Origin of the sequence: Paracoccus sp. N5, from assembly GCF_000371965.1 — a bacterium.
Lineage (GTDB): Bacteria > Pseudomonadota > Alphaproteobacteria > Rhodobacterales > Rhodobacteraceae > Paracoccus.
In genome coordinates, this window is record NZ_AQUO01000001.1 from 2,420,856 (window position 1) to 2,435,403 (window position 14,548).

Here is a 14,548-nt window from a genome sequence, read left to right on the forward strand (position 1 = left end):
GGCTTCTCCTTATGAGCGGATGATATCGATGAGCTGCCGGATGGCGCTCACGGGGATGCCAGCGTTCTGCGTGGCGGGTTCGGCAGCGTTGCGCGTGCCGGTAATCTGTTTCAGCATCGCGCGCCGCTCGCTGCGGGGGATGCCTTGCTGCGCCAGAGCCGCGTCGATGCGGCGCCGCGCCTGAATGTCGGGGCGCGACTGCGCGCCGCTCTGCGGTGACCGCGCGAGCGGGCCGGCGGCCGAACCCTCGACCATGCCGTCGGCCATCCCGGCCGTGATGGCCTCCTCGGCGCCGAGAAAGGTCTCGGCATCCAGCAACGCGGCAATCTCGACCTGTGACCTGCCACTGCGGGCGGCATAGATCCCGGCCAGCGCGGCATCGAATGTCTCGAAGAGCGCAGCGGCCTCAGCCATATCGTGGCGATTGCCGATCACCACGCCCCAGGCATTGTGCAGCATCAGGAAGCTGCCGGGGCTCATGTGGATCTCGTCCCCGGCCATGGCGATGATGGAGGCCGCCGAGGCCGCGAGCCCCAGCACCTCAACGGTGACCGCGGCCGGATGGGCGCGCAGCAGGTTGTAGATGGCAATGCCCTCGAACATGTCGCCGCCCGGCGAGTTGATCTGCACCGTCACCGCCTGCGGCCCGATCCTGCGCAAGGCCGCTGCGATCCGGCGCAGGCTCACTCCGCCGCCCATATCATCCTCGCCGATCACGTCGAAGATGGTGATGGTGCTGTCGCTCTCGGTGACGGAAGTGACCTGCGCGGCGACCGGCATTTCGGCCCAGCGGACCAATGCGTCTGATGGCGCATCGGCCTGGAACGCCGCGGGGCGCGGCAAGGCCGGTCCGGCAGGAAGATCACGCAGGCTCATCGGATGGTCCTTTCGGATGTGTGCGGCTCATGGCTGAGCAAGAAAGACCGGCAGTTTCCTGCCGCTCTCCGCGCCTCAGGCGCTTGTGATGGATAATCAGCGGCGGTTGTCGGTTATCTGCTCAACCAAGAGTATGACGGAGCAGACCCATGCGTATTTTCCAGAAACTGGCCGTATTGGCCGTCACCGCCGCCACTGTGGCCGCTGTGCCGGCCTCGGCAGACCCGGGACGGAGCAAAACCCATCATCGCGACCACTTCCGGACCAGCCAGGCAAGACACTGCCCGCCGGGGCTGGCGAAGAAGAACCCGCCCTGTGTTCCGCCCGGCCAGGCCAGAAAATATGACGATCGCAGGGATTATGATCGTCACCGGCACCATGAGCGTCACCGGCACCATGACCGCTACGGGGTCCGGATCGGCGATATCCTGCGGATCGACGATTACCGGGTCATTCGCGATCCTCGCAGGATGAATCTCGAGACCCGTGACGACTGGCGCTATTACCGCGATGGCCATCGCGCCTATCGGGTTGATCGCGAAACCCGGAAGATTCTCTCGGTCATCGAGTTGATCGACGCCTTTACGAACTGAGGCAGCGCCGGCTGCATTCCAGCCCCGAGATCAGGGATCGGCTTGGGCGTCGGGATCGATAGATTCGTTCTCCTCCTTCCCGGCTTCTGCGGTCATGTTGGGCGGCGGATAATAGATGTCGCCGCCGTCACGTGGATTCTGGTCCTCGAGCGCGCGGATCTCGTTGGGGCTCCACACACCCCATTGCAGACCCTTCACATAGGCCTCCCAGCGGGCCCGGATGTCGCCCTTGACGAGGGCTGCGCGGTTGAAACGGGCATAGAGCAGATCATCCGCGCCGATCAGGTCGCGGTCGATCGCCTCCTCCCACATGGTCAGGTGATCCTCGAGCGTATAGGCCACGAAGCCGATCGACTGCTGCTCGATGCCGGTGCCCCAGCTGGTGGACTTCTCGGTATCACCGATCATGTGCGGCGGCACCCCGAAGAACATGGCGATGTCGGTGCGGCTGAACTTTCTGCTCTCGATCCATTGCGCATCCTCGGCGGTCATCGCGATGCGGGCGTAATCCATACCTTCCTCAAGGATGAGGTGCTTGCCTTCCTGGTCACCGCCGGCGCGGAATGCCTCGAGCCCGGCCTTGAGATTGGCCACCGCCTCGGGTCCGAGCTTCTGCGGGTGCCTGAGCACGCCCGAGACCCGGGCGCCATTGCGGAAGGTGGTGGCGCCATGATCCTCCATTGCCAGCGCCAGCCCGATGGTCTCGCGGGCATAGGCGATGGGTGAGACCCCCCGCACCCCATCCAGCGTCAGCCCGACCAGATGCAGCACCTCGTCCTGCGCCAGCCGCAGACGCCTTCCATCGGGGCGGGTATAGAGAAAGCTCAGCGCCAGGTCCTTGTCCTGCACCACCTCGACCCGATCCGGATGCAGCGGGATCAGCGCCTGCACCGAACCGCGGGAGCGGACGATCATGGCATAGGCATTGCCGCGCAAGAGCAGATGCGCCTGCAGCATCCGACGGAACTGCGATGGCGTTTGCCAGCGATTGGGCCTTCGCCGCAGCAGCTGCCAGATCGAAACATCCGAGGCATCCTCGCGGGTCCGGGCATCGACCCGGCGCTTGATATGCAAGGGCAGAGTTGCCACCGCGCCGGAGATGATGCGCACGCAGGCATAGACTGCCGCCACCCGCATGGCGCTGTCAGGCGTCACCGCCATGCCGGAGCCGCTGACCGCCCCGGCCCTCAGCGCCGCATCCAGCTCGGCAGCGGAGGTGATGACCAGCCCGCCACCCGCCTCCTGGACGGACGCGCGCGGTGATGGGGCGTGCGGAGGTGAGGCCGCAGGCGGGGCGCCTGCAAACCAGCGGGACCAGAAGGACATGGGCATTCTTTCCGTAAGACGGGTAACCTACAGCACCAGGATGCTGCGGCTGTCATAGACCGAGCGGCCGGCATTGGCGTCGCGCAGGAGCGCCCGGCCGAGGGCGTTGCAGATCGCGACAATGCCGTCGATGCGCTCCGAGGAGCGTTCCTTGTCCGGCTTGATATTGCCGGCCGGATCATGGCGCACGGCGACATTCGAGGCATTCCAGCGCAGCACCGGATGCCCGCCATGCCAGAGGGCGCGAGAGACCGACAACCGCTCCAGTTCCGCGGTCGGCGCTGCCATGCTCAAAAAGCCCTGCCCAAATTGCACGAGGTTCAGCCCCTCATCCTGTAGATGCTGGACGATCTCACCAGCGAAGGTGCGGTCGTAAGAGAGCTCGCGCAGATCGTAGCGCCCCGCGAGTGCGATGATCTCCGCCTCGATGAAGCCAAAATCGGTGGCATTGCCGGGGGTGGCCACAAGGAAGCCCTGGTTGCGCCAGGTATCGTAGGGCACCCGGTCGCGCTTGCCGCGGCGCAGGATGTCCTCCTCCGGCACCCAGAAACGGGGCAGCACGATCCATTTCTCGGCGAGATCGCCGAGCGCAGGATCCAGCGTCGGCGGAAACAGCAGGACGAATGCCGAGAGATCGTTGACCCGGGCCAGGTCCAGCCCGCCATAGCACTCGCGGCCCAGCAGCTTGCCTTCCAGATCATCCAGCCCGGCGCGGATATCTCGCCAATCAGCCCCGTCACCCGGCCCGCCCTCGGCCCAGACGCCCATGTCGAGCCAGCGGGTGACCTGTTCGGTCCATTCATTCAGCCGCAGCCGCCGGATGGCGTTCTGCTGCGCCGGCATCTCGCGGGCCTCGTCGATCTGGCGCTTCAGGTCATCCGGCTTCACCGTCACTCCGAGGCTGGGATTAGCCTTCACCCAGACCGCAGGATCAGTCCAGTCATCGCCCGCGTCGATAGTGGCGATATAGGCAAACCAGCTATCGGCCGTCTCATGCGGCACAGACCCTTCCAGCGCCTTGACCGAGAACTCGTGATGCTGGCGACAGACCGAGTGGCGGTCATGCCCTGCCGTGGTGATCTCGACGATCAGCGGCTGGCGCCGCGCACCGGTGGCGGTGTTGAGCTTCTGAATGATCTCGGGTCCGGGGTGCTCATGCACCTCATCGACGGCGGCGAAGTGGACGTTGAGCCCGTCCATCTTGCTGGCGTCGGCCGAGAGCGGCCGGAACCACGAGGCGGTGGGCAGAACCGCGAGGTTGTTGACCGTGCGCGTCACCCGCGCTGCCAGCGCCGGGCTGGAAGCGACCATGCGCTCGGCCTCGCCGAACACGATGCGCGCCTGATCGCGAGTGGTGGCCGCGGCATAGACATGCGCGCCGGCCTCGCCATCGGCGATCAGCGCGTAGAGCGCGATGCCTGCGAGCAGCGCGGATTTGCCATTCTTGCGCGCCACCTCGAGGTAAGCTGTGCGGAACCGCCTGAGTCCATCGGCGCGTTTCCAGCCAAAGACGGATCCGACCGCGAAGGCCTGCCACGGCTGCAGCACAAAGGGCTGGCCGGCCCATTCCCCGGTCGAGTGCCGCAGGTGGCCGAAAAACTCGATCGCGTGCAGCGCGGCGGCGCGGTCCCAGGAGAGGCCACGGGTCTTGCCGGTCTTCAGGTCCTCCAGATGCCGTGCGCAGGCCAGCTTCACCAGCCGGCCCGCGGTGATCTTGCCGCCGGTGACTGCCTTTGCATAGGCGGTGACCGGGCATGCCGGTGCCTTTGGCCCCGCACCGGATTTACGCGCTGCTGCCACGGTTCAGATAATCCTCGAACGGGTCGCGGGTGTCAGTCGGTTCAGCCATGCGCACCCGGGTGCGACTAGATGGCGTCATCCCGAACTCACTCTCGATCTGGCCCATCTGCGCGAGGCATTTATTGGCCACGGCCAGGAACGGGTTCTGGATGATATTGCCGCCCACGGTCTTCACCACCGGGCCGCGGCGCTTGACCTCGGCCTCCGCCTCGAGCCAGCGGCGCCAGATCACCACGTAACGGGCCAGCGCGCCGACATCGAGTTCGGTCATCACCCCATGCCGGGCCAGCAGCTCGGCCATCTCGGTGAACTTTGCGGCGGCCGCATCGTCGAGGTGATCGGGAGCCGGCGGCACCGCCACGACCGGCTGCGGCTCGGCGGGGTTCATCCGGTGCGGCCGCGCCGTGCCTTTCACCAGCTTCAACTGCGTCGGGAGCGGTTTGCGGCCAGCCATGATTGACGTCCTTCCTGATGTTCCCTCCCCACAAAGCAATGATCTTGCTGCGATTTGCCTACACTTCGCAGCGCGGCGGAGCGACTCTGATGACACAAGGACGCTGCATCAGAGCCAGGGAGGCCCGAGATGACCCGCCGCACCACCGACAATTCCGAGGCCCTGAGCGCCTTCATCGGCAAGAAAGCCGAGATCGACGCGATGCTGGTCCGGCTCACCGCCCTCAGCGACGAGCACTTCAACGCCCACCCCGACGAGGTGACCTGGGGCCACGTCGGCACGCTCGAGCACTACGCCAGCCTGCTGAAGCGCATCACCGACAGCGCTTTCGGCGAGGGCGAGCACGCCGAGTGATCTCCGGCCCCGCCGGAACTCCTGCCGCGCCGTTGCGCGGCTCGGGGTCGTAGGAGGGTCGCGACGGTCGCGGCCCCGAACACGGAGACCCCAGATGACCAAGCTTTCCGATACCCAACTCGTGATCCTCAGCGCCGCCGCGCAGCGCGAGGACCGCAACGTCCTGCCGCTCCCCGGCTCGCTCCGCGGAGGCGCCGCCGCCAAGGCGGTCGGCGCGCTGCTGAAGCGCGGGCTCATCGCCGAGACCACGACCGACAGCCGGGCCAAGGCCGACGCCGCGCTCAACCGCATCTGGCGCAACGACGAGGTCGGCGACGCCATCCTCCTGCACATCACCGACGCGGGCCTCGCCGCCATAGGCGTCGAGCCGGACGGCGGCGACAACGCGCCCACGGGCGCGGACGAGGCGCCGAGCGCAGAAGCCCCGCAAGACGCTCCGGCCGAAGCCGGCTCCGCGCCCAAGGCGCGCATACCGCGCACGGGCACGAAGCAGGCGAAGCTGATCGAGATGCTCCGCGCCGAGGGCGGCGCGACCATCGACGAGATCGTGGCGGCCCTCGACTGGCAAGCTCACACGGCTAGGGGCGCCATGTCCGGCGCGCTGAAAAAGAAGCTCGGCCTGACCATCACCTCCGAGAAAATCGAGGGGCGCGGTAGAGCCTACCGCATCACAGACAACTGAAGCCGCACACCACGATGGTCCCGATGACGCCGTCCCGCATGGGGCGGCGGTGCTTCATTCCGAGTTCCGCATCCGGATCGCCTCGAACAGCCGGCGCAGCAGGTAGCCGCGCGCCAGCGAGACGCCGACGAAGGCGAGGCCGATGGTCAGATGCTCCGAGAGACCCGTCTCGATCCCGAACCACGGGAACACGACGATCTGCGTGGCGATGGCCAAAACGTAGCCGACGACAACGTTTGCCGCGGCCTCGACCATCGACATGGTCCGGCTCTGCTTCATCTCAGGCTCTCCAGAAATGCTGTCACGAATTCCGCCGCGAGCGGCGGCACGATCGCATTGCCGTAGCCCCGCAGGAGCCCCATGCGGCCGGGTATCCCATCAGCCAGCGGGAATGTTCCTGGCTCAACGGGCCGCCAGCGGTTATCGCGGCAGAGGAGCCAATCCGGATCTCGCCAGACGCCGTGCGGCGTCCCGTCCTTGTGATCTTGCAAGGTCGACGGCATCCATCGCCAACAGGGTTGAGGTGGGTTCAGCGACATTGGCTCACAAAGACTTGAACAGAATCAGGCGAGGACCCACATTCAGACAATAACCTACGTCGGAGTTCTCTTATGCCCCTGCCTTTTCTCGCCATTGCCGTTCCTGTTCTCCACTCCTCAGGTGCATGGATCGCTTCGACAGCAGCCTCCGGCTACATCGCCGGGACGCTATCGGGCACATGGATCGGTGCATTCGTTCTCGGCAACAGCACTCTGCTCGGCAGTCTCGGGTTGGTATCGGCGGCAGGCATCTTCGGCGCCACCGGCGGCCTCGCTGCTCTTTCGTCAAGTGCTGCCCTTGGAGTCGGCTCCGCGTTGACTGCCGTCGGACTGGGCGGCGTTGCCAGTACGCTCGGGATTGCTCCGGCTGCAACGTTCCTAGGACTCACCCCTGTCGGATGGGCGATTGCCGGCGCGGCAGCTACGGTCGTCGCCACGCTGGGCTACTATTTCACTCGAAAGACGATGCGTCGCATCAATGAAGAGCGTGAGAAAGGCGGGCTCGAGCCCATCACGCTGACGGAGATCGTCAGAGAAGTTCGCCTTCTCGAAGCGCAGTCCCTGGAAGCGATCCTCGCGCGGCTCGATGCCGAGTTGGGAAATGTTTCCCTTTCCAAAGACCACAAAGAACTGACCGTGGATGGTCAGGTATTCTCGCTCCATCGTCTGAAGTATGTCGTGAACGAGGATGGCTCCGAAGAGCTCGTGTTCGTTACCCGAACTGGACGAAAAAAGCGGGTGCTGCTGGTAAAGGCTGCTCCGGGACCTGACGGGTTTCCTGCGTAAGCCACGCCATCCACGTCGTCAGGTCGCAGAGGCCGCCTCCGTATCGGCCTTGTCGCCCAACCGCTCGGCCTTCACCTCAGCGAAGGTCCGGCCGTCGCCGTCGAGGATCGCATCCTTGCCGGTTTCAGCCTGCCAGCGTTCGACGGCGACATCGACATAGGCCGGGCTGATCTCCATCGCGAAGACGCGGCGGCCGTTGGCCTCGCCGGCCATGATCTGCGACCCGGAGCCGGAGAACGGCTCGTAACAGAGCCCGCCACGGGCGACGTGCTGGCGCATCGGGATCCCGAAGGCGTCGAGTGGTTTCGGCGTCGGGTGATCGGGCCGTTCGTCCCTGGCGAAGCTGGGCATCTCCCAGGTCGAGGGCAGCGTCTCGTCCGCCACCTTCGGCGGGCGGTTCGGGCGGCGCCAGCCCATGAGGCAGGGCTCGTGCTTCCACAGGTAATGCGACCGGGTGAGAACACCGCGGTCCTTCACCCAGATGATCTGCTGGTGGACGAAGGCGCCGGCCTTCTCCCAGCAGGCCTCGAGCATCGCCTGCCGGCGGGAGGCGTGCCAGCAATACCAGGCCGCGTCCTCGGTGATCGCCTCGGCCACGGCGGCGCCGATGAAGCCGTCGTAAAGCTCCGCGCCCTGAGAACTGTCGTCCCAGGTCACGCCATACGACTGCGACCAGTCCTTGTTGCGGGTCGGGTGGTTGCTGCCGTCGTAATCGACCAGATACGGCGGGTCGGTCGCGAACAGCACCGCCCGCTCGCCGTTCATCAGCCGGCGGACGTCGTCGTCGCTCGTGCTGTCCCCGCAGAGCAGCCGGTGATCGCCGAGGATCCAGAGATCGCCGGTGCGCGAGACCGGGTTGCGCGGCGGCTCGGGGATAACGACAGGCGGGGTCGAGCCTTCCTCTTCCCCCTCGGTCCCGGCCAGCAGCCGGTCCAGCTCACCATCCTCAAAGCCCAGGATACCGAGATCGAGCCCGGCCTCCTTCAAATCTGTGAGCTCCAGCGACAGCAGCGCCTCGTCCCAACCGGCGTTGAGCGCGATGCGGTTGTCCGCCAGCACCAGTGCCCGCCGCTGGCTGTCGCTGAGCCCGGTCAGAGTGATCGTCGGCACCGTATCCATGCCGAGCAGTCGCGCCGCCAGCACCCGCCCATGACCGGCGATCAGCGTGCCGTCCTCGGCGATCAGCACCGGGTTCACGAAGCCGAACTCGCGGATCGAGCCCGCGATCTCGGCCACCTGCGCCTCGGAGTGAGTACGGGCATTCCGCGCGTAGGGCACCAGGCTGTCGAGGGGCCGATAGGCGACGGCGAGTTCACGATCGAGCATGGAATAGTTCCTTCGGATCGGGGGCTACCCCCCCTCGCCATTTTGGCCATGGATGCAGAAAGCTTGGCGCCCGGTCCGGGGCTGGAAGGCCCCAGAGATTTACCCTCCCCCCGGGGGGGCGGTGGTTTATGGTTGGCGGCGGGCGTTGCCGAAGCCGCCATCCTCGCTCGCGGTCTTGCGACTGTGACAGCTGGCACAGAGCGGCTGCCAACCGTCCGGGTCCCAGAACCGCTCCGTGTCGCCGCGGTGCGGGATGATGTGATCGACGGTATTGGCGGCGCTCACACGGCCCTGACGCTGGCATTCCGCGCAGAGCGGGTGCCGGGCGAGAAACATCTGCCGCGCACGCTGCCAGCGGGCGGACTTGTAGAGCGCCCTGACCGCGGGGTCGCGGTTACGGTCAGCATCGCGGTCGCGTTCACGCTTGTCGCGTCGCCCCACCGGGCGATGGATCGGCGGGCGCACAGGCATGGGGCCTCGCGAAATGGATGGAATGGGTGTGGGAACGATCGGTGGCGCTCATGGCGCTCTTCTCCCGATCATGCCCTGCTTGTAGCACGGATCTGTTGCATGTGTCGAACAGAAAAGTGTTGCAACACTTTGGACTCGTTCACGCATTCAGCCGCGCAGCGATCTTCGTGAGCGCCAGCTGCCAGCGCCGCCAGGCGGTGGTCCGGTCGCAGCCCATCTCGCCCGCGATCTGCTTCCACGGCACCCGTGCCGCGCGGGACCAGACCAGCCGCCGCTCGGCCTCCTCGATCCACAGCACCCAGTCGAAGGTCTGCTCGAGCCGGGTGATGGCTGCCGCCGAAGGCCAGACGCGCATCGGCTCCGGTTCCATGGCGGCGATCTCGCGGGGGCTGCGCAGTACCTGCGGCCAGCCGCTGAAATGCCCCCGTGCCTTCACCGCCGGCAGCTTGCGCAGGGTGCGGAACGCCTCCTCGAAGTGATCCGCCACATCGTCAGTGGTCCAGTGGCGCTCAGCCATCGCCGTGCCCTCCCTCGCTGGCGCGGGGGCCGTAGAGCTTGCAGCCCAGCTGCACGACCATCTCCCGCTCAGGCCAGCTCAGCCGCGGATCGTCGACCGAGACCGCCAGCAGCCCCAGCTCATGCCAGCCGTCCCGCCGGACCTGATCGGGGGCGCGGCGGGTGCCACCGTAACCGCGCGGCGTGAAGCGCATCATCGTCATCGTCTTGCAGGCCATCGTCATCTCCTGTCGTTCTGGCCGTCGTGATCGCGTGAGGCAGACACGAGGGGTGACGTGGAGGACCGCGGGCCCGGACGTCGCGGATGGGGGGTCCGGCCCGGAGGCCGGCCCTCCCATACGTAGTATGGGGAGATTCATTGTTCGACTTGTTCTGCGAGGCAGAGAGTTGATATTGCTTGCTTTTCTGCCTCCGAAGAAGTCGGACAAGGAAGTCAGACATGTCTGACTTCGACTTCCGTAAGTCATTGAAAAACAAGCCATCAGTCAGACAATCCCGGAAGTCTGACATTGTCGACTTATGTCGGACATGGCGTTTGTCAGACATCCACGACCTCCGGCCAGACCCAGACGGAGGGGTTCTCGACCTCGAGCGCGGCCCCCGAGGACGCGCAGCGGTAGTGGCTCGGAAGGACTGCGAGCCCCTGGCCCGTGATTTCCCCGGTCTCGGGATCGACCTGTTCCACGCGGCCGAAGCGCATGCCTTCGACGCACATGTAGCCGAAGCGGGACCGGACCAGCGGCAGGCCGTAGAGTGCGCCGTTGCGCTGGTACTTGATGAAGCCCTTGGTCGCGAGGACGTTGAGCCGGTCCTGGATGGTGTGCTGGCTGCCGAGGCCGGCGCGGTTCTCGAAGTTCGAGGCGAACTGGGTGGAGGTATAGAGCCGGCCTTCCGCAGCCTCCTCGTAGAGCAGGTCGAGGATCACCTCGGCCTTGCGATCGCGCTCGGCGTCGAGACGGGCCCCCACCTCCTGCCGCACGAGACGCTCGTGGCGGGCGTTCAGTTCGACCCAGGCGCCACCGATCTTGTCGACCAGCTTCGCCTCCAGGGCCGGTCCGTTGCGAAGTTCGATCTCGAGGCGGCGGGCGGTGCTGTCGTCGTCCGGGCGGTGCAGGATCAGGCCGCTGGTGTAATAACCCCGCAGCGCGCTGGCGCCGGAGAGAGCGAGGAACGGGTCATCCTTCACCTGCTGCTTCGAAAGCTTCTTCGTGTGGTGGACGAGGATGACACCTGCATCGCGATTGACCGCCGCCTGCAGCGCTTCGACCCGCTCCTTGAGGAAGAACATCATCGCGCTGTTGTCGTTCTCGCCGCCGCTGCCACCGTTCGGACCCGCCGAACCGCCGTCGAAGACGTTGCGGATCGGATCGACGCAGAGAATGTCGGGCGGGCTGTCGCGGAAAGCGCTCCGGATCGCCTCCAGCACGCGGGTGACGCCACCGTGGTCGAGCAGCAGCTTCAGCCGCGGGGTGGCGACGAAGCCGTCGCGCGCGGCAACAAGGACTTCGGACGGCAGGCCGATCTGGTGGAGGCGCTCGCGCAGGTAGTGATACTGCAGCTCGGCCTGCAGGTAGAATACCCGCAGCGGCCGCGGCGGCGTGAAGCCGAGGAACGGCACGCCGGCAGCCATGTGGACGAGCCAGGAGATCAGGAAGTCGCTCTTGCCGACCTTGGGCGCTCCGCCGAGGACGAGCAGCCCGCCCGGGGTCAGCACCCGAGGCGCGATGATGTCGTCGGGAAGCGCGCTGCGGTCATCGAGCAGCTGGCCGAGGCTGAAGCAGGCGAGCGGGGCTGTATGCGACTCCTGCCGCGGCGGCTGCGCAGGTCCGTTGCGTTCGAGATGACGCTGCCACAGCCGGCGCGTCTCGGCCTTGAGCCGATCCTCGGGCCATGGCGGGCGCAGCATCGCGGCGTTATAGCTGCAGATCGCCTCCCAGGCCTCATCGAGCGTCATGCGCCCCTCATGGGCCTGGCGCAGGTAATGGCCGATCGCGGCACTGGCGCCCTGGAACCGTGTCCAGTCATCCGCCGCGCCTTCCCGCACCGGCGTGGTGAGCACGGCATCGACGGAGGGTTTTGCATCAGAATTGAAGTCGAGGGGCTTGCCCGATGACGACGGCTCTGCCAAGGCCGGCATGGCGATCGCCCGAGTCTCGAACTCGGCCAGATCGACCTCGATCGCCTGATGATCGATGATCCTGACCTGCGATCTCAGGCCGTGCTTGCCATGGATGGTGCCCGGAACCCGCACCGGCTGGTGCGCCGAACCGAAGCTGCCGTCACCACCGACCTTGCGGGCGATCTCGGCGCGCAGGCGGCAAAGACGGGCGATATCCGCACCATGCGCGGGCTCGCTCAGCTTCCACCACAGATGCAGCTTCTTCTGACCGCCCTCGGTGATGCCACCGCTTTCCACCGTGAGCGTGGCGGGACCGAGATGGCGGATGAGGTGATCGCGCTTGGCGACAATATCGCCCTGATCAAGATCGACCACGAGGGCCTGCATCTGCAGCACATGCCCGGCGCGGGCTTCGCCACGCTGCGCCACGGTGCCGGGGATGACATAGATGGCGCGGCTGATCTGGGCGGCAGCTTCGGCGCAGGCGGCAACGGTCGCGGGCGCACCCGCATCGGCAGGCAACCAGCGCAGATCACTCGGCGGGGGCGGCGTCACGCCCTTCTCGGGCAGGCCGCGCAAGGGGATCAGTCCGTCGCACCAGGAGAAGACGACATCGAGAAAGAGCGCGATCTGCGCCGGATCGACCGCCGGCACGCTCATTGTAGCCGCCCTTCGCCGGGCTCCAGATCGGCGGGCTGGATATAGACCGCGAAGAGGTCCTCGCCATCCTCATGCTGGCCGGCTGCTTCGAAGAAGTAATACCGGTCTGGCATCACCAGCTCGGTCAGCTCCCAGCGGCGGTAATACCCCGGCAGACGTTTCAGGAGATCAGGCGGCGGAATGGGCGGCAGTGTCATCGATCGGGCTCGTGAACAGGGGCTTCACCTGTTCAAAGGCCACCCCCGCACGCCGATCGGGACATTGAAGCCGCGATTAAATGTGATATCTATAATTAAAATTGATATCGAGCGAGCTTCATCATGGCCCAGATCGTCGTGCGTCAGATCCCGGAAGAGGTGCATCGCGCGCTGAAGGCGCAGGCCGCCGCGCATGGTCGGAGCGCCGAGGCTGAGTTGCGCGAGATCATTGCCCGCGCGGTGCTGCCGCAGTCGCGCCCGCGCGCGGGTGATCTGATGCGCAGTATCTGGTCCGGCGCCGAGACGGACGACCTTTCGGTCGAACGCGACCGGACGCCCGCGGAGCCGGCCGGTTTCGAATGATCATCCTCGACACCAATGTCGTCTCGGAGACGATGAAGCCGGCGCCAGAGCCGCGGGTGATCGACTGGCTCAACCGGCAAGAGTTGACCACCCTGCACCTGACCACCATCAGCCTGGCCGAGTTGCGGTTCGGCATTGCATGCCTGGACGCTGGGCGGCGTCGGGACGATCTTGACGCGCGGCTCGAGCAGATGCTGGCCGAGGTATTTCCGGCACGTATCCTGTCGTTCGACGAGGCCGCTGCCAGTGCCTTCGGAGTATTGATGGCAACGGCGCGCCGGCAGGGACAGGCCGTGAGTTTTGCCGATGGCGCGATTGCTGCCATTGCCGCGGCACAGGGCTATCCCGTCGCTAGCCGCGACACCGCGCCCTTCGCCGCCATGGGCGTGGAGGTGGTGGATCCGTGGCACGAGGCGGCTCAAGGCCGGTAATGGCCTCGCAGGCGCGCGGCGGCGCGTTGATAACGTTTCCGCGCCGCCCCATCGGACAGGCGGAGCGCGCTTGCCATCTCGATCTGATTTAAGCCGTCCACCGCGACGCCAAGGACCAGATCGGCATCTGACCCGATTACCGCCGACAGATCAGCCCGCAATTCCGCCCGCATCCGGGCCCGTTCCGCCCATGACGGCGGCGCGGCAATCCAGTCGGGTTCTACCTCCGCGCAAGATTGCTGGCGGTCGATCTCGCGTCGATGGGCGCGCAACAGATCGCGTTCGGTGTTCATCAGCACGGTGGCGGCGATATTGGTGACGCGACCGAGATCAAGGGTCCGGATGATTTCCGTGCTGCGGGCCAGGAGGTCGGAGTTGATCTCGTCAGCAGTGCCGACACGACGACGCAGGCAGCGGTTGCGGATCGCATCGAGCCCCGGCCACAGGGAAAGCAGCATGACGTGCAGGGCCAATCCCGCGGGACGATCGCGGCCTTGTGACCTGCGCACGAGGGCAGCGAGAATGGCGTTTCGCCCATCGAAATCGAGATGCCCATGATGCAGGGCGCCGAGCAGCCCGACGATATCGGTGTAAGGCCGAAGCGACGGTTCGGTCGACCGGACGGCACGATAATCGCGTTGGGATTGCAGGGTCGACGACGAACGGGCGAGATCCTCGCGGATCGCGGACCAGGAGAAAGACACGGGACGCCAGCCTTCCGGCCGGGCGTCCAGCGCCTCTCTCGGGCCTCAGGGCGTCGTGCGCCTCTGATGATCGGGAAATTCAGGGGAACGGCGCGGCTTAACGCGCCGGTCCCTTCGTCTGGCTCATGGTCCCGCAGCGCCGGCAGGTCGCCGTGGCGGGATAGCTGAACAGATATTCGTGACCGCGCGCGAAGCTCACATGCATCAGGCCGTCGCGGTGGATGCCAAGCAGTGCGCCGCAGCAGCAACGCCAGTCGTTAGATGAGATGCGGGGCGTGCGGTCCTGCGCGCAGCGCACCGCCGCGAGATGAGAGTTGTGGGTCGGCATTTGAAATGCTCCGTCGTTGAAGG

The 14,548-nt window shown here is 66.2% G+C and carries 19 protein-coding genes; 6 read left to right on the plus strand and 13 right to left on the minus strand.

Annotation, left to right across the window (positions count from 1 at the left end):
- Positions 1 to 9 precede the first annotated feature (9 nt).
- On the minus strand, positions 10 to 876 hold the full coding sequence (locus PARN5_RS0112285) for a head maturation protease, ClpP-related (RefSeq protein WP_018000070.1): 867 nt from the start codon (positions 874 to 876) through the stop codon (positions 10 to 12).
- Positions 877 to 1,025: 149 nt separating this feature from the next.
- Between PARN5_RS0112285 and PARN5_RS23525 the strand changes: the two genes are divergently transcribed.
- Positions 1,026 to 1,469 carry a hypothetical protein gene (locus tag PARN5_RS23525; protein ID WP_036744612.1) on the plus strand — a complete coding sequence of 148 codons (444 nt, stop codon included), beginning with the start codon at positions 1,026 to 1,028 and terminating at the stop codon, positions 1,467 to 1,469.
- Between the two features lie 30 nt (positions 1,470 to 1,499).
- On the opposite strand, the gene PARN5_RS22085 is transcribed toward PARN5_RS23525, so the two are convergent.
- The 3 genes from PARN5_RS22085 to PARN5_RS0112305 are packed head-to-tail and all read right to left on the minus strand — an operon-like array spanning position 1,500 to position 5,049.
- Positions 1,500 to 2,795, minus strand: coding sequence for a phage portal protein (locus tag PARN5_RS22085; RefSeq protein ID WP_081614961.1), 1,296 nt, complete (start codon positions 2,793 to 2,795; stop codon positions 1,500 to 1,502).
- A 27-nt stretch (positions 2,796 to 2,822) separates the two neighbouring features.
- On the minus strand, positions 2,823 to 4,595 hold the full coding sequence (locus PARN5_RS0112300) for a terminase TerL endonuclease subunit (protein WP_081614962.1): 1,773 nt from the start codon (positions 4,593 to 4,595) through the stop codon (positions 2,823 to 2,825).
- Entirely contained in the window at positions 4,579 to 5,049 is a 471-nt protein-coding gene (locus PARN5_RS0112305) for a phage terminase small subunit P27 family (protein ID WP_018000075.1), read from the minus strand. The genes PARN5_RS0112300 and PARN5_RS0112305 overlap by 17 nt, the downstream gene beginning before the upstream one ends.
- 129 nt (positions 5,050 to 5,178) lie before the next feature.
- Here PARN5_RS0112305 and PARN5_RS0112310 point away from each other — a divergent pair, with 129 nt between their 5' ends.
- Positions 5,179 to 5,403 (plus strand): hypothetical protein, encoded by a 225-nt coding sequence (locus PARN5_RS0112310; protein WP_018000076.1) that lies wholly within the window; start codon positions 5,179 to 5,181, stop codon positions 5,401 to 5,403.
- 94 nt (positions 5,404 to 5,497) lie between these two features.
- Positions 5,498 to 6,085 carry a DUF3489 domain-containing protein gene (locus tag PARN5_RS0112315; RefSeq protein WP_018000077.1) on the plus strand — a complete coding sequence of 196 codons (588 nt, stop codon included), beginning with the start codon at positions 5,498 to 5,500 and terminating at the stop codon, positions 6,083 to 6,085.
- A gap of 54 nt (positions 6,086 to 6,139) precedes the next feature.
- Here the strand turns inward: PARN5_RS0112315 and PARN5_RS0112320 are convergent, their stop codons facing one another.
- Positions 6,140 to 6,364: a hypothetical protein gene (locus PARN5_RS0112320; protein WP_018000078.1), complete on the minus strand. Its 225-nt coding sequence runs from the start codon at positions 6,362 to 6,364 to the stop codon at positions 6,140 to 6,142.
- A gap of 332 nt (positions 6,365 to 6,696) precedes the next feature.
- Between PARN5_RS0112320 and PARN5_RS24220 the strand changes: the two genes are divergently transcribed.
- Complete coding sequence (locus tag PARN5_RS24220) at positions 6,697 to 7,410, plus strand: hypothetical protein (protein WP_148044816.1); 714 nt, start codon at positions 6,697 to 6,699, stop codon at positions 7,408 to 7,410.
- Between the two features lie 18 nt (positions 7,411 to 7,428).
- Here PARN5_RS24220 and PARN5_RS0112335 read toward each other — a convergent pair whose 3' ends face one another.
- The 6 genes from PARN5_RS0112335 to PARN5_RS0112360 all read right to left on the minus strand — a co-directional run bounded on the left by PARN5_RS0112335 (position 7,429) and on the right by PARN5_RS0112360 (position 12,699).
- Positions 7,429 to 8,736 carry a ParB N-terminal domain-containing protein gene (locus PARN5_RS0112335; RefSeq protein WP_018000080.1) on the minus strand — a complete coding sequence of 436 codons (1,308 nt, stop codon included), beginning with the start codon at positions 8,734 to 8,736 and terminating at the stop codon, positions 7,429 to 7,431.
- A 126-nt stretch (positions 8,737 to 8,862) separates the two neighbouring features.
- Positions 8,863 to 9,207, minus strand: a complete 345-nt coding sequence (locus PARN5_RS0112340) for an HNH endonuclease signature motif containing protein (protein WP_018000081.1) — start codon at positions 9,205 to 9,207, stop codon at positions 8,863 to 8,865.
- Between the two features lie 139 nt (positions 9,208 to 9,346).
- A complete protein-coding gene (locus PARN5_RS0112345; protein WP_011748357.1) occupies positions 9,347 to 9,724 on the minus strand; it encodes a DUF6362 family protein in 378 nt (125 codons plus the stop codon).
- Positions 9,717 to 9,941 (minus strand): hypothetical protein, encoded by a 225-nt coding sequence (locus PARN5_RS0112350; protein WP_232290453.1) that lies wholly within the window; start codon positions 9,939 to 9,941, stop codon positions 9,717 to 9,719. Before PARN5_RS0112350 ends, PARN5_RS0112345 begins: the two co-directional genes overlap by 8 nt.
- A gap of 320 nt (positions 9,942 to 10,261) precedes the next feature.
- Positions 10,262 to 12,502 carry an AAA family ATPase gene (locus PARN5_RS0112355; RefSeq protein ID WP_018000083.1) on the minus strand — a complete coding sequence of 747 codons (2,241 nt, stop codon included), beginning with the start codon at positions 12,500 to 12,502 and terminating at the stop codon, positions 10,262 to 10,264.
- The gene (locus PARN5_RS0112360; protein ID WP_018000084.1) at positions 12,499 to 12,699 is read right to left on the minus strand and encodes a hypothetical protein; all 201 of its coding nucleotides are present in this window, start codon (positions 12,697 to 12,699) and stop codon (positions 12,499 to 12,501) included. The genes PARN5_RS0112355 and PARN5_RS0112360 overlap by 4 nt, the downstream gene beginning before the upstream one ends.
- A 123-nt stretch (positions 12,700 to 12,822) precedes the next feature.
- On the opposite strand from PARN5_RS0112360, the gene PARN5_RS0112365 reads away from it, so the two are divergent.
- Both PARN5_RS0112365 and PARN5_RS0112370 read left to right on the plus strand, forming a co-directional pair.
- The gene (locus tag PARN5_RS0112365; protein WP_018000085.1) at positions 12,823 to 13,062 is read left to right on the plus strand and encodes an Arc family DNA-binding protein; all 240 of its coding nucleotides are present in this window, start codon (positions 12,823 to 12,825) and stop codon (positions 13,060 to 13,062) included.
- Entirely contained in the window at positions 13,059 to 13,493 is a 435-nt protein-coding gene (locus PARN5_RS0112370; protein ID WP_011748362.1) for a type II toxin-antitoxin system VapC family toxin, read from the plus strand. The genes PARN5_RS0112365 and PARN5_RS0112370 overlap by 4 nt, the downstream gene beginning before the upstream one ends.
- Here the strand turns inward: PARN5_RS0112370 and PARN5_RS0112375 are convergent.
- Positions 13,481 to 14,197: a sigma-70 family RNA polymerase sigma factor gene (locus PARN5_RS0112375; RefSeq protein WP_018000086.1), complete on the minus strand. Its 717-nt coding sequence runs from the start codon at positions 14,195 to 14,197 to the stop codon at positions 13,481 to 13,483. The two genes, PARN5_RS0112370 and PARN5_RS0112375, sit on opposite strands and share 13 nt — an antisense overlap.
- Positions 14,198 to 14,294: 97 nt before the next feature.
- Positions 14,295 to 14,525 (minus strand): hypothetical protein, encoded by a 231-nt coding sequence (locus tag PARN5_RS0112380; RefSeq protein WP_018000087.1) that lies wholly within the window; start codon positions 14,523 to 14,525, stop codon positions 14,295 to 14,297.
- Positions 14,526 to 14,548: the final 23 nt, after the last annotated feature.